Source organism: Brevibacillus centrosporus (genome assembly GCF_046622605.1).
GTDB lineage: Bacteria > Bacillota > Bacilli > Brevibacillales > Brevibacillaceae > Brevibacillus > Brevibacillus centrosporus.
Genome location: NZ_CP176856.1, coordinates 4,104,147 through 4,126,500, shown reverse-complemented (window position 1 = coordinate 4,126,500; position 22,354 = coordinate 4,104,147). Strand labels below are relative to the sequence as shown.

Annotated in this window: 26 protein-coding genes; 19 read left to right on the top strand and 7 right to left on the bottom strand. The window is 50.9% G+C overall.

Translation table 11 applies throughout. The features are described 5' to 3' along the window. Positions 1-95 precede the first annotated feature (95 nt). The 6 genes from ACLIN2_RS20860 to ytfJ all read left to right on the top strand — a co-directional run bounded on the left by ACLIN2_RS20860 (position 96) and on the right by ytfJ (position 4,427). Entirely contained in the window at positions 96-299 is a 204-nt protein-coding gene (locus tag ACLIN2_RS20860) for an alpha/beta-type small acid-soluble spore protein (protein ID WP_007717155.1), read from the top strand. A 97-nt stretch (positions 300-396) separates the two neighbouring features. Then, complete coding sequence (locus ACLIN2_RS20855; protein WP_411502016.1) at positions 397-1,257, top strand: DUF421 domain-containing protein; 861 nt, start codon at positions 397-399, stop codon at positions 1,255-1,257. 114 nt (positions 1,258-1,371) lie between these two features. After that, positions 1,372-2,019, top strand: a complete 648-nt coding sequence (gene sleB / locus ACLIN2_RS20850; RefSeq protein WP_411502015.1) for a spore cortex-lytic enzyme — start codon at positions 1,372-1,374, stop codon at positions 2,017-2,019. 157 nt (positions 2,020-2,176) lie between these two features. Beyond that, complete coding sequence (locus tag ACLIN2_RS20845) at positions 2,177-3,163, top strand: S-layer homology domain-containing protein (protein WP_411502014.1); 987 nt, start codon at positions 2,177-2,179, stop codon at positions 3,161-3,163. A gap of 66 nt (positions 3,164-3,229) precedes the next feature. Further along, on the top strand, positions 3,230-3,892 hold the full coding sequence (locus tag ACLIN2_RS20840; protein WP_411502013.1) for a DUF2953 domain-containing protein: 663 nt from the start codon (positions 3,230-3,232) through the stop codon (positions 3,890-3,892). Positions 3,893-3,968: 76 nt separating this feature from the next. Beyond that, on the top strand, positions 3,969-4,427 hold the full coding sequence (gene ytfJ / locus ACLIN2_RS20835; RefSeq protein WP_092267517.1) for a GerW family sporulation protein: 459 nt from the start codon (positions 3,969-3,971) through the stop codon (positions 4,425-4,427). Between the two features lie 52 nt (positions 4,428-4,479). Here ytfJ and ACLIN2_RS20830 read toward each other — a convergent pair whose 3' ends face one another. Then, on the bottom strand, positions 4,480-5,730 hold the full coding sequence (locus ACLIN2_RS20830) for a flagellar cap protein FliD N-terminal domain-containing protein (RefSeq protein WP_411502012.1): 1,251 nt from the start codon (positions 5,728-5,730) through the stop codon (positions 4,480-4,482). Positions 5,731-5,778: 48 nt separating this feature from the next. Further along, positions 5,779-9,225 (bottom strand): pyruvate carboxylase, encoded by a 3,447-nt coding sequence (pyc, locus tag ACLIN2_RS20825; RefSeq protein WP_411502011.1) that lies wholly within the window; start codon positions 9,223-9,225, stop codon positions 5,779-5,781. Positions 9,226-9,376: 151 nt separating this feature from the next. On the opposite strand from pyc, the gene ACLIN2_RS20820 reads away from it, so the two are divergent. The 3 genes from ACLIN2_RS20820 (at position 9,377) to tpx (ending at position 11,000) form a co-directional block, all read left to right on the top strand. Further along, positions 9,377-9,808 (top strand): gamma-glutamylcyclotransferase family protein, encoded by a 432-nt coding sequence (locus ACLIN2_RS20820; protein ID WP_411502010.1) that lies wholly within the window; start codon positions 9,377-9,379, stop codon positions 9,806-9,808. Between the two features lie 50 nt (positions 9,809-9,858). Further along, positions 9,859-10,392 (top strand): hypothetical protein, encoded by a 534-nt coding sequence (locus tag ACLIN2_RS20815; RefSeq protein WP_092267521.1) that lies wholly within the window; start codon positions 9,859-9,861, stop codon positions 10,390-10,392. Positions 10,393-10,478: 86 nt separating this feature from the next. Next, positions 10,479-11,000 (top strand): thiol peroxidase, encoded by a 522-nt coding sequence (gene tpx / locus ACLIN2_RS20810; protein ID WP_092267522.1) that lies wholly within the window; start codon positions 10,479-10,481, stop codon positions 10,998-11,000. 369 nt (positions 11,001-11,369) lie between these two features. Here the strand turns inward: tpx and ACLIN2_RS20805 are convergent, their stop codons facing one another. Continuing rightward, the gene (locus ACLIN2_RS20805) at positions 11,370-11,720 is read right to left on the bottom strand and encodes a winged helix-turn-helix transcriptional regulator (RefSeq protein ID WP_411502009.1); all 351 of its coding nucleotides are present in this window, start codon (positions 11,718-11,720) and stop codon (positions 11,370-11,372) included. Between the two features lie 141 nt (positions 11,721-11,861). On the opposite strand from ACLIN2_RS20805, the gene ACLIN2_RS20800 reads away from it, so the two are divergent. From ACLIN2_RS20800 to ACLIN2_RS20765, 8 genes are all read left to right on the top strand, one after another. Further along, positions 11,862-12,590, top strand: coding sequence for an NAD(P)-dependent oxidoreductase (locus ACLIN2_RS20800; RefSeq protein ID WP_411502008.1), 729 nt, complete (start codon positions 11,862-11,864; stop codon positions 12,588-12,590). A gap of 21 nt (positions 12,591-12,611) precedes the next feature. Beyond that, positions 12,612-13,058, top strand: coding sequence for a DUF2269 family protein (locus ACLIN2_RS20795; RefSeq protein WP_411502007.1), 447 nt, complete (start codon positions 12,612-12,614; stop codon positions 13,056-13,058). A gap of 250 nt (positions 13,059-13,308) precedes the next feature. Continuing rightward, the gene (locus ACLIN2_RS20790; RefSeq protein WP_411502006.1) at positions 13,309-13,953 is read left to right on the top strand and encodes a TetR/AcrR family transcriptional regulator; all 645 of its coding nucleotides are present in this window, start codon (positions 13,309-13,311) and stop codon (positions 13,951-13,953) included. Then, positions 13,950-14,648 (top strand): MBL fold metallo-hydrolase, encoded by a 699-nt coding sequence (locus ACLIN2_RS20785; RefSeq protein WP_411502005.1) that lies wholly within the window; start codon positions 13,950-13,952, stop codon positions 14,646-14,648. The genes ACLIN2_RS20790 and ACLIN2_RS20785 overlap by 4 nt, the downstream gene beginning before the upstream one ends. A gap of 79 nt (positions 14,649-14,727) precedes the next feature. After that, positions 14,728-15,213 carry a hypothetical protein gene (locus tag ACLIN2_RS20780; RefSeq protein ID WP_411502004.1) on the top strand — a complete coding sequence of 162 codons (486 nt, stop codon included), beginning with the start codon at positions 14,728-14,730 and terminating at the stop codon, positions 15,211-15,213. A gap of 76 nt (positions 15,214-15,289) precedes the next feature. Then, the gene (locus ACLIN2_RS20775; protein WP_411502003.1) at positions 15,290-16,195 is read left to right on the top strand and encodes an RluA family pseudouridine synthase; all 906 of its coding nucleotides are present in this window, start codon (positions 15,290-15,292) and stop codon (positions 16,193-16,195) included. A gap of 301 nt (positions 16,196-16,496) precedes the next feature. Beyond that, positions 16,497-17,657, top strand: a complete 1,161-nt coding sequence (locus tag ACLIN2_RS20770) for a homogentisate 1,2-dioxygenase (RefSeq protein WP_411502002.1) — start codon at positions 16,497-16,499, stop codon at positions 17,655-17,657. A 17-nt stretch (positions 17,658-17,674) separates the two neighbouring features. Beyond that, positions 17,675-18,304 (top strand): flavin reductase family protein, encoded by a 630-nt coding sequence (locus tag ACLIN2_RS20765; protein ID WP_411502001.1) that lies wholly within the window; start codon positions 17,675-17,677, stop codon positions 18,302-18,304. A 54-nt stretch (positions 18,305-18,358) separates the two neighbouring features. Here the strand turns inward: ACLIN2_RS20765 and ACLIN2_RS20760 are convergent, their stop codons facing one another. After that, complete coding sequence (locus ACLIN2_RS20760) at positions 18,359-18,604, bottom strand: hypothetical protein (protein ID WP_400588603.1); 246 nt, start codon at positions 18,602-18,604, stop codon at positions 18,359-18,361. Between the two features lie 176 nt (positions 18,605-18,780). Here ACLIN2_RS20760 and ACLIN2_RS20755 point away from each other — a divergent pair, with 176 nt between their 5' ends. After that, a complete protein-coding gene (locus ACLIN2_RS20755) occupies positions 18,781-19,131 on the top strand; it encodes a PspC domain-containing protein (protein WP_327931036.1) in 351 nt (116 codons plus the stop codon). Between the two features lie 157 nt (positions 19,132-19,288). Then, positions 19,289-19,465, top strand: coding sequence for a PCRF domain-containing protein (locus ACLIN2_RS20750; RefSeq protein ID WP_139228068.1), 177 nt, complete (start codon positions 19,289-19,291; stop codon positions 19,463-19,465). Positions 19,466-19,681: 216 nt separating this feature from the next. On the opposite strand, the gene ACLIN2_RS20745 is transcribed toward ACLIN2_RS20750, so the two are convergent. The 3 genes from ACLIN2_RS20745 to map form a co-directional block, all read right to left on the bottom strand. Then, positions 19,682-20,281: a TetR/AcrR family transcriptional regulator gene (locus ACLIN2_RS20745; protein WP_411502000.1), complete on the bottom strand. Its 600-nt coding sequence runs from the start codon at positions 20,279-20,281 to the stop codon at positions 19,682-19,684. 4 nt (positions 20,282-20,285) lie between these two features. Continuing rightward, the gene (locus ACLIN2_RS20740; RefSeq protein ID WP_400588605.1) at positions 20,286-21,323 is read right to left on the bottom strand and encodes an LLM class flavin-dependent oxidoreductase; all 1,038 of its coding nucleotides are present in this window, start codon (positions 21,321-21,323) and stop codon (positions 20,286-20,288) included. A 168-nt stretch (positions 21,324-21,491) separates the two neighbouring features. Then, positions 21,492-22,238, bottom strand: coding sequence for a type I methionyl aminopeptidase (gene map / locus ACLIN2_RS20735; RefSeq protein ID WP_092267543.1), 747 nt, complete (start codon positions 22,236-22,238; stop codon positions 21,492-21,494). Positions 22,239-22,354: the final 116 nt, after the last annotated feature.

Here is a 22,354-nt window from a genome sequence, read left to right as displayed (position 1 = left end):
ATAAATTGGAATTGAAAAAAATTAAGGTTGACACGAATGAACATCTGCTCCTTCACACATATTAAAGCTACTAACGACGAGGAGGTGATACACAGATGGCTAACAACAACAGATCCAGTAACAACCTGGTGGTTCCACAAGCGAACCAAGCTCTGGACCAACTGAAGTACGAAATCGCTTCCGAATTCGGAGTTCAGCTTGGACCTGACACCACATCCCGTCAAAACGGCTCAGTTGGTGGAGAGATTACTAAACGTCTTGTCTCCTTCGCTGAACAACAATTGGCTGGTCGCGGCTAATTGAATAGCTGGATGGGGAAAGGCACCTGCGGGTGTCTTTCTTTTTTAACGTACAGGAAATCTTCGTACCATGCATAACCGTTAGGAGGAAAAAAGCATGCCTGACTGGCTGAATATAGCGTTGCGATCGATTGGAGCACTCGTCTATTTGTTTCTCTTAACCAAGCTGATTGGCAAAAGGCAGATACGGCAGCTGACTTATATCGAATATATAGTCGGGATTACCATCGGGTCCATCGCTGCTTTCATGGCCACGGAAATGGATGGTCCCATTTTTCACAGTTTGATTTCACTCACGATTTTCGCGGTATTTCCGGCACTTAGCGAGTGGCTGTCGTTGAAAAGCAAATGGTATCGGGATATGATGGAAGGCAAATCAACGATTGTGATACAGGATGGCAAGATATTGGAGAACAATCTCGCCAAAGAAAAGCTTACGGCAGAAGATCTGTTAGAACAGCTGCGAGTCAAAAATGTGTTTCGGGTGGCGGATGTGGAATTTGCCTTGATGGAAACGAGCGGTGAGCTTACTGTTCAACTGAAGACAGAGCAGCTACCCGTAACCCCTAGTCAGCTAAAGCTGAATGTTGCGCCGGCAAAGCCTCCACAAACCGTTATTATGGATGGGAAAATCATGCCCATTCCTTTAGCGGCGTTAGGGAAGGACCAGGTTTGGCTGGAAACACAGCTGAAGAAGCGCAACAAGACGCTGCAGGATGTCTTTTTAGGACAAGTGGACGAATCGGGGAACCTCTATCTCGATTTTGTCAGTGATGCGGGGGGAAGCAAGAAGAAGCCGCAAATTCAGGAAACCTATGAAACGCTCAAGCAATGCCTTCAAGATTTGGAGCAGCAAGCCAATGCCGAGCAAAACTCCAAGCTGCAAGCCAAATACAAGAATAATGCTGCGAAGCTGGAGGAAATCCTGAAGCAGATTCAGCCTCAATACAAGCATTGACAGCGGAGTCAATAGCCCTTCCTGCTAGAGGTAAGGTTTGCCGCATCTGGTAAAATGCTTGAATTGAACCTTCTTTCGCCAGCTTGTAGAATGTTTGCGAAGGAGGGGATGTTCATGTGGTGGATGAAAAAAACGCTGACTACCCTGCTGCTGGCAATATTGGCCATAGCGATTGTGACGCCCAACGAAGCGTTTGCCGCAACGCAACTAAAACAAGGAAGCGTCAACGGAGACGTGTGGGATTTGCAATATCGTTTGCAGATGTTAGGCTATTACGATGAAAAACTGGATGGCGTCTATGGGTCTGACACAATCCATGCGGTGAAACAGTTTCAACGTAATTACGGGCTGCCTGCAGATGGCATAGTAGGCAACAATACGTGGAGAACACTGAAAAGAGTCAGCGTGAACCAAAAAGAAATGCAGCTTCTGGCTCAGCTCGTTTATGCAGAAGCTCGTGGAGAAACATACGAAGGACAAGTAGCAGTTGCGGCAGTCGCGATGAACCGACTTCGCGCAAGCGACTTCCCCAACACGATAAACGGGGTCATTTTCGAACCATACGCTTTTACAGCTGTAGACGATGGACAATTCTGGATGACGCCGAACAAAACGGCTTATCGTGCTGCCTGGGATGCCGTAAGAGGATGGGATCCAACAAACGGGGCTCTCTACTACTTCAATCCGGATACAGCAACGTCTGACTGGATTTGGTCACGCCCGCAGATCAAGCAAATCGGAAAGCATATTTTTGCTAGATAAATAACAGGAAAAGAGCTCTTGTAAATGACGAGACGGTCATTTGTTCAAGGGCCTTTTCTTTTTTCCAGCTAAATGGCAAGAATTGTGCGTTGCTATTGCGGGGAGATCCGCTAAAATGATATGAAAGATGTGCATATCAAAATATCGGAGGGCGATGATGAGGAAGGCATGGATCCTGGCCTCACTGGCAGCCATGATGATCATGGGGGCGCCAGCTGTAGAGGCAAAGACGAACGAAACGGAAACTTCTACTCCACCGTATGTAGACATTGCAGGTCATTGGGCAGAAAAAGATATTGAAAAACTTTACATAGCAGGAGCAGTTGGTCAGATGCAAGATTTCCGACCAGATGACCCTGTCACACTAGGCGAGCTCATCACGATGTTCGTAAAAGCAAAGGGAATTGAGCCCTTGAAATCGGCAGAATCTTCTTTCGCTGATGTTCCAGCGAACAGCTGGCTGGCACCTTATGCAAATACGGCATACCAATTGGGAATCGTTCATGGACAAAAGAAGGGCAAACAAGTCTTCCTGAATCCGAACCAGCCTGTGCAGCGAGAAGAGATGGTTTCCATCCTGGTTCGTTCTATGGGGCAAAGTGGGGCGGTAAACCAGGTGAAGTGGTCCATCACCGTACAAGCCTTGGCTACCTATCAGGACGGAAACAGTGTGCGGCAGGCGTACCAACGGCCGCTCGTCTACGCATTGGAGAACCACCTGGTAAGTCCATATGGAGACGGGACACTCAAGCCACAGACGCTGATAACGAGGGCTGAAGCAGCGACGTACGCAGCGCTGCATTTGCTCACGCCAAAAGCAGCGAAGACAGCAAGTGCCAACCAATTGGCAAACGGTACGTCCTTTCGGGAACGGCTGACGGTTCAGACTACTGCCTACACATATGCAAGTGACCCAACCACGTTATCTTATCTGGAGTACCCTCTGCGCAAGGGAGTCGTAGCAGTGGATCCCAATGTCATCCCGCTCGGCACTCACCTGTACATCGAGGGCTATGGCTATGCTGTTGCCGCAGACATTGGCGGTGCCGTAAAGCAGCGACATGTAGATCTCTACTTGCCAACACTCCAGCAAGCACAAAGCTACGGAATGAAGCAGGGTGTGAACGTATACATTCTGGATTAATGACGATTGCTGGACATATTACCCACCCTTTCCACTCATACTATGGGGGAAAGGGTGGGATTTTTTGTGAGCTGGTTGATCGGTATCGTCCTTTTTCTTTTACTTATGCTCTTGATTACTCCTGTCCAAATCCACCTGTACTACGGACGCGTGGGGGAGAATGATCATATCGTTGTAGAGCTGTCTGCGTGGTATCGATTGATCCGCAGGAAATACGAGATACCCATGGTTTTCATGAAGGCAACAGAGGAAGGACCGGAAGTAGTAGCAAAAGTGGAAACCGTGCAGCATAAAACGAAGACCAAAGACAAGGTTCAGGACCTGACGCGCAAGCAGGTGAACAAATGGTATCACAACTACAGGGAAGTGCTGGAAAGAGTTCATGACATGCAGCCGCTATTCGCAAAGTTTTTAAGACGAATCCACTGCACACGCCTGGAATGGCATACGGTGATGGGGGCGGGGCAAGCATCAGAGACAGGTGCACTTACGGGTATCATCTGGGCGGTCAAAAGCATGATCGTCGGCGCTATTTCCAACGCCATTTCCTTGCGCATCATTCCCAGCTTGAGTGTGCAGCCCGTCTGGAACCAAGCGTTTATACGAACCCAATTTCAGTGCGAGCTCCACGTGATCCTGGGCCACATCTTTTTGGTTGTCTTTCGATTGTTCATCCAGCTGCGGAAGGGGCGCACGCGAAAGTGGCGGACGGCACCCTCTGAGGCGTAAAGGGCATGATGTCGTACATGCTCCAAGGTTTTTAGGGCATGTTAAAGAATGCGGAAGATCGAAAGGAGGAAGGAACTTGGCAGACCACCCCATTCAAGGCTTAATGCGAACGGCGATGGAAAATATCAAGCAAATGGTCGATGTCAATACAATCATTGGGGATCCAGTGGAGACACCGGACGGCAGCGTGATTCTGCCGATCTCCAAAGTGGGGTTCGGCTTCGCAGCGGGGGGGAGTGAATTTCAGTACGATCGCGATCACCCAGGTGCAATCGGCTATCCCTTTGGCGGTGGTAGCGGGGGAGGCGTTTCCATTACGCCCGTTGCGTTTCTTGTCGTAGGGAAACAGGGAATCCGCTCCATCCCACTGGAAAATTCGACGCATCTGTACGACCGGATACTGGACTCTGTGCCGCAGTTTGTGGACAAGCTGCAATCGATGTTCAGCAAAAAGGATGATACTTCTCTACATTCCACCACCGTGGTGGCTCGAGTAGAGGAAAGCGACCTCGAGGATCTCATGGATCGAAGCTGATAGCGAGCAAAAAAACAGGTACATCCACAGAAGTGGTGTACCTGTTTTGGTTTTAAAAGAGAAGATTGATAAACAAGCCTGTGTTCACCACATGAAGATAGCGGAAGCTGGAGGTCGAAAGCGAAGCATATGGCTGGCGGCTTGCCGCATCTTCAAAGGGACGGGAAAACGCTCCAAGGGGCTTAGTTTGCACCCGTATGGCTTCTTCCCGAAATTGCTGGGCCAAACCGCGCATGTCCTGGACAAATTGATCGTGGTACTGGGCAACCTCTTCCTGAAACACCTCTTCTCGCAGCTCCATCTGACCGTCCGACTGCAAGCGGATTCCGTAGCGGTTCAAGCTGCTGTCTGCAGCTCGAGAAATCCGCTCAAATGTCTCCAGCCTTTCATGAATCAAGGTGTTTTTCTTTTCCTGTAGGAAGGCGTGAAGCCGATTGAAGCGATCTACCAGTATGCGCGTATGCTGCAGGAGTCCCTCGTGATCAGGCACGACCGTGATCGATAATGGGCCAGCTCCTTTTTGGTGCATAGATACGCGAACCTCACCGTTCCCGATCAGGATCTGGTTATTTGCGGAAGAGCGCTTCGCCCCATCCAAAAAGAATACCGCATCTCGAGCAGGGACACTCACCTGCTGAACGCCAAGTGCCCGGACGCTATTTCCTTTTTGATCCTGTATGGCAAAGGCGTTCTCTTTTCCCGTAGCTTTCCTTTCGAGAATGAGCGCTTGCTGGTCTCCCTGCGATTCGATTCGCGTGGAAAGCAAAGACCCTTGACTCCCCAATGCTTCCGCCATCCTCTGGATACTTTGACCATGCGTATCGGTCGCAGCAGAATAAAAGGTATACGAATCCTCCTGATTTTCCGTCACGACGAAAAACTGCTGCTGACCTTCTGCTACAGAGGTGGGAGAGGCCGTTTCTGCCATTTTTCCTTTGTTGGCTTGGGCATTCGCTAAGCTGGCAACATCGAGCCGATACACTCCGATCTTGGCGTGTGCCTGTGCTTGAGCAGTTGCTGTTTCAGGGTCAGAGCTGAGGGCCAATCGTTTGCTGACAGCACTGCTCGGACGCTCGGGATCGAACTGGCGGGCCGCTCTATCCAAATCAGCAGAATAGCGGTACAGGCGCGAGAGAGAGTCGGAAAGTTCCGTCATCCATTGCTGTTCACGGGTGTAGAACGGCTGAAGGCTGTAGCTGATGATCGGATCGACAGGTGCCGTCAGTTTTGCTTGTACCATTTGGAAATGGTAGCGGCCAACGCGGTGGCTGTACGGGATATGGCTGATCCGGTTCACTCTCATACCGGTCACCTCCTACGTTCAATAGTCTACACCCATTATAGTGGATCTTTATTCCATTTCAATCAGGAGATCGCCTGTTTCGATAGCTTCTCCCGCTTTGACGTAGACGGACTTGATTTTGCCATCTGCAGGGGCCTGAATGGTTGTCTCCATTTTCATGGCCTCGCTGACCAAAAGATGCTCGCCTTTGCGTACCTTGTCACCTTCAGCAACGAGGACTTTCAGTACTTTTCCTGGCATGGATGCACCCAGGTGAGCTGCGTTTTGAGCGTCTGCCTTGCGTCGCACCTGTTCGCTGACTACCGCAGATTGGTCACGTACGAAAATTTCGCGTGGCTGCCCATTCAGCTCGAAGTAAATGATGCGGCGGCCATCGGGATGGAGTTCGCCTACAGCAACCAGCTTGATGATGAGTGTTTTTCCGCGCTCGATCGTAATGGCTGTTTCTTCCCCTGGACGCAGCCCGTAGAAGAAGGTGGAGGTATTCAGGACGGAGAGATCGCCATATTCCTTCATCCGTTGGTCGAACTGCAGGTACACCTGCGGATACATAATGTAGGAGAGCACATCGAGTTCGTCCGGTTCGCGCCCGATCTTTTCTTCCAGCTCTGCTGCGACTTGAGTGAAATTGACAGGTGCCAGCAGTTCACCTGGACGTGCGGTGAATGCATCGCGGCCTTTCAGCACGAGCTCCTGCAGCTGTTTCGGGAAGCCTCCCGGTGGTTGACCCAGATAACCTTGGAAGAACTGAATGACGGAATCCGGGAAGTCGAGGCGCGCACCTTTTTCCCAAATGTTTTCCTCTGTCAGGTTGTTTTGTACCATAAACAAGGCGAGGTCTCCTACTACTTTGGAGGACGGCGTCACTTTGACGATATCGCCGCACATCTGATTGACCACCGCATACATATGCTTGACCTCTTCCCAACGACCTTCCAAGCCAACCGCTTTGGCCTGCTGCTCGAGGTTGGTGTACTGCCCGCCTGGCATCTCGTGTACGTATACCTCGGTGTTGCTTGCTTTCATGCCGCTTTCGAAGCCTTGGTAGTACGGGCGAACATCTTCCCAGTAGTCGGAGAGTTTGTTGAAAGCATCCAGCGAGAGCTTGCTGTCTCTCTCCGTGTGGGCGAGGCACGCGATCAGACCGTTCAAGCTTGGCTGGGAGGTCAGACCGGACATCGAGCTGACGCATGCATCGACGATATCAACACCAGCTTCAATCGCTTTGAGCAGCATCGCGGCACCGTTTCCAGAGGTGTCATGCGTATGCAGGTGTATCGGGATATCGATCTCCTGCTTCAGGGCGCTCACCAGCTCATAGGCTGCATAAGGCTTGAGAAGTCCAGCCATGTCTTTGATCGCGAGGATGTGCGCTCCGGCCTTTTCCAGCTCTTTTGCCAGATTCACGTAGTAGGCGAGTGTATATTTGGTTTTCGCAGGATCGAGAATATCCCCTGTATAGCAGATGGAAGCTTCGGCGATTTTTCCGGTGTCGCGCACGGCTTCGATCGCCGTTTGCATACCTGGCAGCCAGTTCAGGCTGTCGAAGATACGGAAGACGTCGATGCCATTTTCAGCAGAAGCTTTTACGAACGTTTGGATGACGTTGTCCGGATAGTTCGTATAGCCAACGGCATTTGCCCCGCGCAACAGCATTTGGAACAAAATATTCGGGATGCGATGACGCAAAATCTGCAGCCGCTCCCATGGAGACTCCTGTAGGAAGCGCATGGTTGTGTCAAACGTAGCGCCACCCCACATTTCGAGGGAAAACAGGTCTGCTCCAAGCTTTCCGGTAGCTTCAGCAACGGAGGCGAGATCGTACGTACGAACGCGAGTAGCAAACAGAGATTGATGAGCGTCGCGGAATGTCGTATCCGTTACTAGTACCTGCTTCTGATCTTTGATCCAACGTACGAGTCCGTCTGCTCCTTCGCGGTCCAAGATTTGCTTGGTGCCTTCTGGATACGGCTGGCTGTACGGTGTACGCGGGATACGGGGCGAGTCGAAGTGCGGTTTTTTCTCCGGCTTGCCGAGTCCGGGATGTCCGTTTACAATGGTGTTCCCGATGTAGGAGAGCAGCTTGGTACCACGGTCTTGACGGCCTGGGAAAACAAACAGCTCTGGTTTGGTGTCAATAAAGGAAGTGTTGTAGCTGCCGCTCAGGAAATCGGGATGAGTCACAACATTTTCCAGGAAGGGCAGGTTGGTTTTTACTCCGCGAATGCGGAACTCGCGCAAGGTCCGCAGCATTTTGCGAGCAGCCTGATCAAAGCTTGTTCCGTACGTCGAAATTTTGACGAGCAGGGAATCGTAAAAAGGTGTGATAATGGCACCAGGGTACCCGTTTCCGCCATCGAGGCGAACACCGAAGCCGCCACCGGAGCGCCAAGCCAGAAGACGACCTGCGTCAGGCAGGAAGTTGTTCTCCGCATCCTCTGTCGTCACACGACACTGGATGGCGTAGCCGTTCATGGAGATGGCATCCTGAGAGGCGATGCCGATCTCGGCGTCAGAGAGGACATGGCCCTCGGCGACACGGATCTGCGCTTGTACGATGTCGATGCCTGTAATCAGCTCTGTGATGGTATGCTCCACCTGGATGCGTGGGTTGACTTCAATAAAGTAAAAGCGTTTGTCAGGCGTGAGCAGGAACTCGACGGTACCGGCATTGGAATAGCCGGCTTTCTGCATCAAGGTCAGGGCAGCCTGGCAGATTTCTTGGCGCAATGCGTCATCCAAAGACAAGCTGGGAGCAACTTCTACGACTTTTTGATGGCGACGCTGGACAGAGCAGTCACGTTCGAAGAGGTGCACGATATTGCCGTGGTTGTCGCCCAGAATTTGTACTTCGATATGTTTAGGCTGCTCGAGGTAGCGCTCCAGATAAACCTTTGCGTTGCCAAATGAGGAGCGGGCTTCCGAACGAGCGCGATCCAAAGAGTCCTGGAGCTCGTCTTGGCTGCGAACGATACGCATACCGCGACCGCCGCCGCCTGATACGCCTTTGATGATGATCGGGTAGCCGTATTCTTTGGCAAAGAGCAGCGCTTCCTGCAGAGATTCGATGGGCTCGGGTGTGCCAGGAATGACTGGGATATTGGCTTCAATCGCCATTTTTCGCGCTTCGACTTTGTCGCCAAACTTCTCGATCAGCTCAGGCGACGGACCAATGAAGATGATTCCTTCGTCCTTGCAGCGCTGGGCAAACTCAGCGTTTTCTGCGAGGAAGCCATAGCCTGGGTGAATGGCATCGATGTCGTTGCGCTTGGCAATTTCGATGATGCTTTCGATGTCGAGGTAGGCCTCGATGGGACCTTTACCTGCGCCTACCAGGTAGGATTCGTCCGCTTTGAAACGATGGATCGAGACGTTGTCCTGCTCCGAGTAGATCGCTACAGTACGGATCCCCAGCTCGGTCGCCGCACGGAATATGCGGATCGCGATTTCTCCGCGGTTTGCGACCAGTAATCGATTAATGTTTCTCTTTTGCATGGTCTCTCACTCCTTTTTTATCTACGCCAATCCAAAAACAACTTAAAATTGCTTGAAAAATATATATAGTTTAAATATACAAAAATCTTTGTAGAGAAGACAGCGTTATTTTCATACATGCTGTTGACCAACTAGATAGGAGCTGTGAATCATGAGCAAAACGATGCCTGTATTTGTGTACGGAACCCTGCTGGAGGGCTTTATGAACCATGCTTTATACGCAAAGCCCTACGACTGCGAGGTCCAGCCAGCGAAAATCAAAGGGGAGGTCTATCACTTGCCACAGGGCTATCCTGGCTTGCTCGCAGGAAATGAAGACGTAATAGGGGAGATTCTCCTTTTTTCCCCAGAAGTCTTTGAAAAGGCACTAAGCGCTCTGGACGAGCTGGAAACTTACTTTGGCCCAGAGGATTCGCGAAATGAGTACGAGCGAATCGAGATTTCGGCGGTCCTGGTGCAAACAGGCGAAGAAGTGATCGCTTATGTATATCGCTACCTGGATGCGGAATATGTGAAGCAATGGGGAACGCGTATCCAAGATGGCGATTGGCGCCGTTACATGCTGGATGTGCTGGCTGAATAGGGGAAGGTGCTTTTGCCAAAACTGGTAGGGAAAAAGGAGGGATCCCTGCCATGGAACTGCTGAATGAGGCTCCTGCCCAAATCTGGCGCTTGTTGATTCCGGCGAGTCATTGGATGTTTCCTGACGAAGTGCCTGAAGACGAACTGATCTTTCATTACCGTGACCATATTTATTTTGTCAACAATGACGGCTCTGTTCTCTCCATGCCCAAGCCAGCCTGCTATGATTTGCTGGATTTGGGAACACTGCTGGAGTATCTGGCTACCTCGGATGAAACGATTGATTTTGATGACGAGGGACAATTCGATTATGGCTTTGTTCTGAAACAAATGGGTTACATTGTGCCAGTCAAGCAAAAAACAAAGAAGGCCAATTATCAAATCCACATTATCAACACGGCTTTACCAAAAGCGCATGCCAATCGCTATGAATTGAAGAACGTTCACTTTGGCTTCGCGCTCTACCATGCTCTGATGCGCTGCCATGAGCTGAACGCGAAAACTGATTGGGAATACGAACATGAAGTGAAGCGAATAGAAAAGGTAGAGTCGAATTCCTCAGGAAAAGTGCAGCTGAATCTGTAATTTCTACTATTGGCATAGTGAAAAAAAGTGAATGATAGGGTATGATGAGTAAGTACATATGAATGATTGGTGAGGAGGAAGAAATCATGACAACAGCTGTTGAGCGCCAAGGCGCATTCGTATTCAAAGGTGGCCCTGTAACTTTGGTGGGTCCAGAAATCAAAGTGGGCGATACTGCTCCTGATTTCACAGTAGTAGGTGGCGATCTGAACCCAGTAACTTTGGCTGATTCCAAAGGCACCGTTCGCATCATCTCCGTGATCCCTTCCATTGACACAGGTGTTTGCGATGCGCAAACTCGCCGTTTCAACGAAGAAGCAGCGAAATTGGACGGTGTAACTGTCCTGACTGTTTCCGTTGACCTGCCTTTCGCGCAAAACCGTTGGTGCGGTGCTGCTGGTATCGACAAGGTGAAAACCGTGTCTGACCACAAAGACCTGTCCTTTGGTACTGCCTATGGCGTAGCAATCAAAGAATTCCGCCTCTTGTCCCGCGCTGTTTTCGTTATCGACGCAAACGACAAAGTGGTACATGCTGAGTATGTTGCGGCTGCTGGTGAGCATCCAAACTACGAAGCTGCGATCGCTGCTGCACAAGCTGCAAAATAAATTTCATCGCACATCGATGGAATAACCAAGCCCTCTTCGTCTATCCGGCGCAGGAGGGCTTTTCATTTGGAGCAATTCAGATAAGAATTCCAGGGGAGGGTCCCGACAATAACGAGAGTACACGAGAGGCCTTTCTGATCCCCAATTAATCTAACATGCAGATTAGTGGATTATGTCTTCCTTTGCGATTGAGATTAGAGCAATTGCTACACAAGCAAGGTCTAAACGACAGTTTAATAAAACAGCGGCGAGTCTAAGACTTTATTTTCAAGTCTTAATTCGCCGCTGTTTCGTTTATTATGGTCAGTCTATAACTGGAGAGTCTTTACTTAATTTCGCACAATAACGCATCTACTTAGGATTTGCAGTTTACAGGACAGGCTGCCTTAAGCCCGGCCGTTGATGGGTTTCGCCCCACTCGCACATGATTTCCATAACGGGTACCAACGTCTTTCCATAATCACTTAACGAGTATTCCACTTTCGGGGGGACCGATGGATAAACCGTCCGTGTCACCAGTTGGTCGCTCTCCAGCTCTCGCAAATGCTGGGCTAGCATCTTCTGAGTCACCTCCGGAATCAGCTTCTCCAGCTCGCTGAACCGTTTGGTGGAGTCTAACAAAAGCCATAAGATTGTAGGCTTCCACTTCCCGCCGAGCACGTGAATTACCGTTTCAATAGGGCATTTTCTCTCCATTGCTGCCTTTGTCCCAGCTTCCATCCAATCCCTCCCTGCTCAAAGCTTACTTTCAAGTAAGTACCCTACATGAAAGTGGGTTCTTATCAAGATTTTAGGGCGGTGCTAACATGAAGTCAATCAAGCAATGAAAAATTTGGAAATCGCTAGGAAGAGGGAATAATGATGAAGATTATTGTTTTCGGAGCAACGGGAAACACGGGAAGAAAGGTACTGGAACGAGGCGTTAATAGGGGGCATGAAATGACCGCCTTCGTGCGCAATCCCGAGAAGCTTTATGAGCATCAAGGCGTGGAGATTGCGGCGCAAGTGAAGGTGATCGCGAAGGACATCATGGATCCGGAAAGCGTCTACGAAGCGCTCTTGCAGCAAGACGCCGCTATTATTGCTGCTGGTAACGCCGCACAGGGAGAAGAGTTTGTTCGTATCGTCGATAACATCGTCAGCCAGTGTGAAAAAAACACGATGTTTTCTGGACGGGTATGGTTAATGGGAGGAGCCGGGCTGCTCGACATTCCTTATACCGATTTGATGGGCAATAATTTGCCCGGGTTCCCGCCCATGTACCAAACTCACAACCGGAATCTGGAACGGCTGCGTCAGACGAAGCTTGATTGGTCCGTCATGTGCCCGGGAACGATGGTCGAAACGGCCGATCTTCCGTCGTCCGTTCGTATGCATGTAAGCACAAACATTTTGCCTGTGCCTGTTCCGGAGAACATCAAGGACTACTCCGAAGCTGAAATTGCCGGCCACCTGTTCAGCCGGTTTAAGGAGCTGGATGTTGCTTACGAAGATGTAGCGAACTGTATGCTGAACCACCTTGAGCTTGGAGGGCCGTTTAAAGGCAAAAGAGTCGGCCTCGCTTACCAAAGCGAGCTGCCTGTAAGCTGAGCGCGGAAGGAGACTGCCTATATGTTCGGAATGCTGCTCGTTTTGCATATACTCTCGGCGATTGCTTTCATGGGATCCGCATTCCTCATCCCTATCATTCGTAGGTCAGCCCAAACAGCCAGCCAGCTTCGCTTTGTCTTCGATATCACGGCCAAGCTTTCCTGGCTGCCTAAAATAGGCGGAGCTGCTCTGATCGCGACTGGGATAGGGCTCATGATCTTAACCGGCATGGGACTGTCCCAAATGTGGTTGACTGTGTCCATTCTGTTGTCGCTGCTCCCGGTGGTCGCGATTGGCGGATTCATCGAGCCTCGTTTGCAAAAAGTCACGAAGCTCGTGGCGGCAAGCAGTGGGGATGAGATACCTGCCGAGTTCTCTCGAGCGATGAAAAAGATCGCGCCACTAGAGCTGGCGGTGCAACTGCTGATGATTGCAGTTATCGTGCTGATGGTCATCAAGCCGTTTTAGTCTCCACCACCATACGCTACGACCGAATCTTCGGGATAGGGAGCGAAATAAAAACCTTTATTATCCAGTTTAGATCCATGGATTGCTAAAAAGACCGGGACTCCTTGCAGAATAAGGGGGTCTCGGTCTAATACTTTATTTTCTGAGAATAGTATTGACGTTTTTGTAACCATTGGTTATATTATAACCAATGGTTAGTAACCGATGGTTATAATGTGGAGTAACAACTCGACAAGGAGTGTCTCAAGATATGGGTAGCCGACAGGAAATGCGTTCAGAGGAAACCAAAAACGCCATTTTGAAAGCAGCAGGTGAGCTGTTTTCTCAAAAGGGATTTGAGGCGGTATCGATCCGGGAAATTGCCAAAGCGGCAGGCTGCTCGCACACAACACTGTACATTTACTTCGCCGATAAGGAAGCGCTGCTTCACCAGCTCTCCATCGGACCTTTGCAGGCTTTACAGGAGCAGATGGAAGCGGCATTGTCCGATTCATCCCTCAGTCCTGAAGGGCGGCTAAAAAAAGTCAGTTTGCAGTTTATTACGTTTTGCCTGCTTCACCGGACGATGCATACCTTGTTCTTCATGGTAAAGGCATCCCGCGTTGATGTTGCGGCAGAGCCGACGGAGGAGCTGCAGATACAGCGGACGCGACTGTTTGAAGTCCTGAGAAGGGCACTTATCGCGTGTTTGCCTGAGCATGATCAGCAGGATGAAAATCTCGCGTTTGCTCGTATTTATACCTATACCCTGCAAGGGATTATCGGGACGTATACACACTCTGAGGAAACGGTTGAGCAGCTGCTGGAACGTTTGACGCCGACGTTTGAGCTGTCTTTAGAGGTATTGCTGGAAGGCTGTAAACAAGTATTACGCAGAGGAGAGGGTAGAGGATGAAAGTCGAACAAATCTCGCGTCACATTTATAGCCTGCATACGTGGATGGTTATTCCCTTGCGTGTTTGGGTGGTAGTGGACGAGGATGGTGTGACACTGATTGATGCTGGAATACCTTTTATGGCAAAAGGTATCCTATCTTTTATCGATCGATTGCATGCAGGGCCGCTCAAGCGCATTCTCCTGACGCACGGGCACTCCGATCACGTAGGGGCAGTCAAACGGATAAGGGAAAACACCCAAGTTCCCGTGTATGCGCATTCCATCGAAATACCGTATCTGGAGGGCGAGCTGGCGTACCCTCGCCGAAAGAGACCAGAAGTCACCGTGACGCCAGGAGTCGTGCAGCCACTTGCTGTAGATGAATGCGGAGAGCTTGAAGTTGTCGCCGGCCTGAAGCCCTATCTCACTCCAGGACACTCGCCAGGGCATGTGATTTATTATCACGAGGAAGATCAAGTGGTGCTGGCAGGCGATTTGTTTACTTCAAAGGCTGGGAAGCTTCACAGACCGATGCCAATGTTTACGGCAGATATGGCACAAGCTTTGAAAAGCAGTGTCATCCTGCGAGAGCTGCAGCCCGTGCATTTGGAGGTATGTCACGGCAAGCCTGTCAAAAGGCCAGCAGAGCATCTGGATGAATATTTGCAGGCGACTGCTCAGGCGCATTCCCTGCCAGGCAGTGTATGGCAATAGAAAATCTTTTTGCGGAAGATCTGACGAGCCGGGTGAAACGTCCCGGCTTTTTTTGCGTCCTTTTAAGTGAGGTGATTGCATGAAGATGGATGGAAAGATCATTCGTTATTGCCTAGCTGCGACCTTATTGCTGACAGGCTGTCAATTTTGGCAGACCAATCAGTCAGCCCCCAAGCAGCTGCCACAGCCCCCTGCCCCCTCGATTACGTGGATGGGGAAAACGGCTGTTACTGTTCCCACTTCCTCTTGCTGGCATTATGAAAGTCAAGGAGTTTGCAAGGACACAGCCGCCCCTCCCGAAATCATCGGAGAAATGAAGCCACGACCGCTCTCTGTCAAACCGGGAGCCACCCTCACTGTCACATTTCCTCAAGCTCCTCTCGAAGAAACACTGCGGGTCACCCAATGGATCGGAACAGAACAGATCGAGCAGCTGCTGGAGAACGGGAACGAATGGAAAGCTCCTGAAGTGCCAGGCTGGTACATGTTTGATGTTCGAGGAGAATGGGATCAAGGCGATGCTGGACATGCCTTCGTAATTGAAGTGCGCAGCCAGCAGCTTTGACGAGCGCGCTCCTCAGCGGACGATGCCCTCCTTTTTTGGTATACTGTCAAAAGGGAACACCTAAAGGAGAGACAACATGCAAGAAGAATTACTACGATTTATCGCGGACGAAGAGGATGCTGGTCGCACCGTACGGGACGTTTTGCAAAAGCGTTACGGGGTATCCCGCCGCCTGCTGATTCGGGCCAAGTTCAAAGGACTGATCACACGCAATGGACAGTTGGTTTTCGTCAATGAAAAGCTGCAGGCAGGTGACGAGATCGCGGTGATGGTCACCGAGGATGCAGAAGAAACCGTGCCTCCTGAAGATATGCCGCTTTCGATTCGGTATGAAGATGAGGATTTGATGATCATCGCTAAGCCAGCAGGTCTGGTGGTGCATCCTACAGGAAACCATGCGAGCGGCACATTGGCTAACGGAGTCATTGCCTACTGGCAAAAGCGGGGAGAGTATCGGCGGTTTCGTGCCGTCAACCGTTTGGATAAAGATACATCAGGCCTTTTGATCGTCGCAAAAAATCAGTGGGCGCATGAGCAGTTCAGCCGACTGCAGCAAGAGCGTTCGCTGCACCGCATCTACCAGGCGATCGCGGAAGGGGTAGTTGAGGCCGATTCCGGGACGATCGATGCGCCGATCGGGCTTGCAGAGGGTTCCTTCATCACGAGGCAGGTTCGTGCTGACGGACAAACCGCGATCACCCATTATCGCGTGCTTGCACGAGGACAGGGGATGAGCCATCTGGAGTTGAAGCTCGATACGGGGCGAACGCACCAGATCCGGGTGCATATGAGCAGTCTCGGTCATCCTTTGGCAGGAGACGACCTGTACGGAGGGAGCCGAGAGCAGATTGGCAGACAAGCTTTGCATGCTTATCAGCTGTCCTTTGTTCATCCGCGCAGCGGTGTCCAGATGGTGTGGACGGAGCCGTTGCCGCAAGACATGAGCGAGCTGGCTGGAAAGCTGTTCGGAAAACAAGCGTGAAGGGAATGCACATCGGCATTTTCCTCTAGAAAAGTGTAAGCGGTTTCGATATGATAAAAGCAAATGATTGATTTCCAAACAGTGGAAACAATCGGACGACAGCTGGCTGTCTGTGGGGATTTGTCCAAAAGACGTTTTCTCTTTAGCAGATAGAGCCCAGCTTGCGCCTGATGCATGTTTCGGAACGTTTGACAGCGGGGAGCCCCCACATTTGTCATGCAACCGAATCGGCTTGGGGGTAAGCTGGGCTTTTTCCTGTTTTCCGATGGTTTCATTTGAGCCTGCGAAGGGGGAAATGAAGATGGCCTTTTATCATTGCATGGGGGAAGTGCCGAAAAAAAGGCATACGACGTATTACAAGCCAAACGGCGAGCTATATCGTGAGCAGGTCATGGGAACGAAAGGATTTTCCGGTATACAATCGATCCTGTATCATCACAACCCTCCTACCCAGGTACGTTCCACCAGCAAATTTGCGGATTGGAAGCCCGAATTCGTTCCACAGCATGAACTCAAGCATCAGCACTTCAAAACATTTGATTTGCGTCCAGGAGGAGATCCGATCACAGGCCGCTGCTATTTGCTGGGAAATAACGATGTGCTCATGGGGGTATGTGTGCCAACTGAGCCGATGAATTACTTTTATCGCAATGCAGACGGTGATGAGGTTCTTTTTGTTCACGAGGGCGAAGGAGAACTGCAGACGATTTTTGGCACACTGCCTTATTGGCCCGGAGATTATCTGGTAATCCCCATTGGCACCACATACCGCCTTGTTCCATCGGCGACGAGCCGTTTTTTGGTCATCGAGTCACAAAATGAAATCGTCCCGCCGAAGCGCTACCGCAATGAGCACGGGCAGCTGCTGGAGCACTCCCCCTATTGCGAGCGGGACATTCGTGTGCCGGAGAGGTTAGAGACGCATGTCGAGAGTGGCGAATTTGAAGTGCGCGTCAAAAAGCAATCGGCTGTATACAGCTACTTTTTTGATTTCCATCCCTTTGACGTCGTAGGCTGGGATGGGTTTTTGTATCCGTATGCGCTCAGCATTCACGATTTTGAACCGATCACCGGGCGCATTCATCAGCCGCCGCCTGTGCATCAGACGTTTGCCGGGCAAAATTTCGTGATCTGCTCATTTGTGCCACGCCTCTACGACTATCATCCCCAGTCGATCCCTGCGCCGTATTTCCACAGCAACGTAGAAAGCGACGAGGTGCTATACTACGTAAAAGGGAACTTTATGAGCAGAAAGGGTGTTTTCGAAGGCTCGATTACGCTTCATCCGATGGGGATTCCGCATGGCCCCCATCCAGGCAAGATCGAGGGAAGCATCGGCAAAAAGGAAACGACGGAGCTGGCCGTCATGCTCGATACCTTCCATCCACTGCAGGTGACGCGCCAGGCATTGTCCGTAGAGGATGGGGGGTATATGGCGAGCTGGCTTCCACCAAAAGAGTGAGAAAGCGAGGCTACGGAATGGAATTAACGATGGCGGAGCTTGCGAGGCAAGCAAAATACAAGCTGCTGACAGGCTGCGTGATCCCAAGGCCGATTGCTTGGGTGACCTCCATGGACAGAGCCGGCCTAGTGAACGCAGCGCCTTTCAGCTACTTTAATGTAGCGAGTGTCGAACCGATGATGCTATCCGTTGCCGTCATGCGCAAGCCGGACGGAATGCGCAAAGACACTGCACGAAACATTGCGGAATGCGGCGAGTTTGTTGTGAATATGGTGGATGTGCACAATGTAGATGTCATGAACCAAACATCTGCGGAGTATCCGCCAGAGGAAAGTGAGGTAGCAGCACTAGGTCTTGAACTGCTGCCTTCTGCTTCTGTGAGGGTACCGCGTCTAGGTGCATCCCGCATTCATTTTGAGTGCAAGCTGAATCAAATCGTGGAGCTGGGAAGTCCTACGGTATCGGATCTCATTATTGGAGAGGTCCTGCATGTGCAGGTAGACGACGAGCTATACCACAACGGTCGGATTGATGCCAGAGCGTTTGCACCTGTGAGCAGGCTGGCAGGGCAAGGCTACGCGACATTGGGTGAAGTGTTTGAGCGTCCACGGCCCATCTACGAAAAGAAAGGGAATGCAATCAAATAGGAAGAGCAAAGACCGCCCTCCAAGTCAGAGCGGTCTTTTGCTTGGAGCGCTCGGTTATTTCGGAACGAGACCCGGATATTGGGAAACCGCATCCGGCCTGATCCAGCGGTCGTATTCACCGGAAGTGCTGGCATTTACGGGAGGGCCGTAAGGTGTGACGTTTGGCTCTAGGCCAAAGGGATGCACGACGCTTTGCTGGTAGTAAAAATGTCGATCGCTCTGTATGAAGCTGCGTTCTTCGGCAGTGTTCCCAGTGCACCCGGCCAGTAATAAGAAAGCTGCGAGCCATATAAATGGCATGACTGATCACCTCTTCCTGTAGCGTAAACGGGATACGCCCATTTCATGCAGAACACAGCTGATCTCCGTCCCGGGTCGGAGGACAAATCCCTCTATGGGCCATTTTGCGATAGATGGCCGTGGGGTATCCTGTAGATACAAAGCAAAGCGGAAGCTGGCAGAGAGGAAGGATTAAGATGATGGAAAGACGTTTATATCGTTCGCAGCAAGACAAACGACTGTTTGGGGTTTGTGGGGGGATTGCCCATTTTCTGCGAATGGATTCGACGCTCGTGCGGGTGGGGGTCGTCATTTTAACCGTTTGCACGGGGATCCCGATCCTGATCTATTTGCTTTTGGCAATGATCATGCCAAAAGAGCCTAGATGGTCTTACGTGGGGGATGGGTTTGACGGATTTGAACGCCCCTATCCGAGCCAATCGCGAATGAACGATCTGGATTCGGAAATCGATCGCTTGGAGAAGCGTGCGCTTGTGCAAGAGGTCCATAGACTTCGCACTGAATTGGGGAAATACAAAAGCATCTAAATGGACAAAGAGACTTCTGCGCGCAAGTGGAGGTCTCTTTTGCTTCTTGCCGGGGATGTCGTGAAAAAAGGCCCGTCTACTGCTTTTTGACATGGAAACATATGGGATCGGCCGCATAACATGTAAGGTGGATAATGTACATAGGGAGGGAAAAGCAGTGTATCTCGGCGTATTTGACTTGAACCAGCGTTTGGAGCAAACGAGGAAAGTCCTGAGGGAAAAGCAGCATTTGAAAAAGCTGATCGAAGAAGACATTCAGGAATTGGAAAAAGACATTCAAGACCTGGAAGCAATGACAGGCGATAAGAAGCTCGCAACAAGTGTACAAGGGTAAAACCATGAGGATGGGTGGAAACAAATAGAAAGTGGCTGCTGCATGGGAATGCGGCAAGCCACTTTTTTTAAGGTTTAGGAATTTATAAGCGTTTACGATTATGAATTCCGGAGCGCATGGCGAAGTGCCGCAGCGTCCGCTTCAGGCATTACTTCGGTAAAACTTTCCGCTAAAACGCGGTCGCTCCTTCTTGAACAGGCCACGATAGAGGATTTCTTATCGGGTTGCGATGGATGTATCAATCAGCTTCTCCACAATGGCGGGGAGCATCTGGATGGCGCCACTATCGGTTCCATATGTTTGACTCTCGGCATAGGTCCCTTCCATCAAAAGGCGAAGGGTATAGGCAAGCTCAGACGGATGAGCAGCACCCAGCGCTTCCGCCATTTCCAGAAACGCATCGTGAATCCTCCTCTGGTGTGTGGTGACAAGCTCCCGAACAGGATGCGCAGTATCAGGAAATTCAACGGCAACATTGAGAAAGCAGCAGCCTCGATAATCGGTGCAGGAGGCTTTGGCGGCCAGGTCGCGAAAAAACTGAATCAACTGCTCCCGGGGCTGGTCAGGATGCTTGGACAAGCTGAGGTTCCACTCTGTCCAAAAAGCCTCCTGCTTGCGGCTGATGTAAGCTAAGATCAGGTCGGTCTTTGAGGAAAACTGACGATACACACTCATCTTGTTGATCCCAGCCCGCTCGACCACGGCGTCCACACTGACGGCGTGTATGCCTTCCTGATCAAACAGCTCCTCGGCAGCGTTCAGGATGATTTCCTGCGCCTGCTCCCGCGGGATTCGCGTTCGTTTCCCAGTGGTCATGATGCTAGGACTTCCAGATATCGGCCACGATTTCATAGGAGCGCAGGCGGTCTGCATGATCAAACATGGACGTCGTGATCATCAGCTCGTCAGCTTGTGTAGCGTTCAAGAGGGACTGCAGCTCCTCTTTGACTTTGTCCGGGCTGCCGATGATGGAGGAACGAAGCTGGGACTGAACGGACAGCTTTTCAAACTCCGTCCACAGGTCATCCATGCTATCCACTGGAGGCTGAATGGGCTTGAGATCGCCACGGATAATATTTAGGAACGCCTGGAAATGAGTGGTAGCGAGTCGCTCCGCTCGTTCATCTGTGTCGGCAGCCATGACGTTGACCCCGACCATCGCATACGGCTCCTGAAGTACCTCAGACGGACGGAAGCTGTGACGATAGGTTTGCAGTGCAGGCAGGGTGTAGTTGGGTGAAAAATGTCCGGCAAAAGCGAACGGCAATCCGAGCAGACCGGCAAGACGGGCGCTGAAATCGCTGGAGCCGAGCAGCCAGATCGGGATGCTCAGCCCCTCGCCTGGAACGGCGCGTACACCTGCAGGGGTATGGCCGAGGCTAGGATTGAAATATGCGCGCAGCTCTTGCAGAAGTTCAGGAAAGTCCTCGCCATTTCGCAAGTCGCGTCGCAAAGCACGCGCTGTGCGCTGGTCCGCTCCCGGTGCTCTTCCCAGTCCGAGATCAATGCGCCCAGGATATAGGGATTCTAAAGTGCCGAACTGTTCGGCGATGGCCAGAGGTGCGTGATTCGGGAGCATGATCCCGCCAGAACCTACGCGCAGTGTCGTAGTACCTCCCGCGATATGACCAATCAAAACAGACGTGGCGGAGCTGGCTACGCTCGGCATGGAATGATGCTCGGCCAGCCAAAAGCGATGGTATCCCCATTTCTCCACATGCTGAGCCAGATCTAGACTTTTTTTGTATGACTCGGTAGCGTTGCTGCCCTCTACGATTGGAGACAAATCCAAAACCGACAGGGGTATATTGCGAAGCTGCTTGGATGAAGCATGGCTGTCATTAGCAGATGAAGACATGTATGAAAAACCTCCTTTGAAGGTTTGTTACTAGTTAGTAACAAATGTACTTGCATCATACGAACCTGCCAGTCAACTGTCAAGTTTCCGATGTTCGATTCAGCACATCGGAGAACCATAGGCAAAAGAAAAAAGCCCTGTAATGGGCTTTTTTCTGTAGTCATGACCTTATTGTTTAGTCAAAATGACAGGTCCATCCGCTGTAATGGCGATGGTGTGCTCATATTGCGCAGAGAGCTGTCCGTCCCGTGTGCGAGCTGTCCAGCCATCTGCATCGATCTTGGCGTGATACGTACCGATATTGAGCATAGGCTCGATGGTGATGACCATGCCTTCCTTCAGGCGTTGTCCGCGTCCTGGAGGTCCGAAATGCGGCACGTACGGCTCCTCATGCATATCTTTACCAATACCATGTCCGGTAAAGTCACGCACGACGGAGTAGCCGTTTGCTTGGGCAAAAGTCTGGATCGCGTGGGAAATGTCCCCGATCCGATTGCCGACCACTGCTTGCTCTATCCCTAAGTACAGCGACTTTTCCGTTACTTCCAGCAGCTTTTTCGCATCTGGTGAAACGGTACCGACTTCATACGACCATGCAGAATCAGCCAGCCAGCCGTCTTTGCGGACAACCATGTCGATTGTCACGATGTCTCCGTTTTGAAGGGGGTCCTTTTTAGGGAAACCGTGGCAAATCACGTCGTTGACTGAGCCACAGGTCGCATACGGATAACCGGAATACCCTTTTTGCTCAGGAGTAGCTCCGTTTTTGGCCAAGAACTCTTCTACAAATTGATCAATGTCCCAGGTAGAAACGCCAGGACGAATCATTTTCGCAATTTCCCGATGGCAAGCGGCCAATATTTTCCCTGCGGCGCGCATCAGTTCAATTTCTTCTGGTGTCTTGAGGATAATCATCGACTCTCTCCTTGTCCCCGCTTTTGATACTACTGCGTACATATATAGTGTAGACCCATTTGAGGCTAATTGCCACCGTGAAAACTGCGTGGTAGGATGAGGAAGAACTAATCACC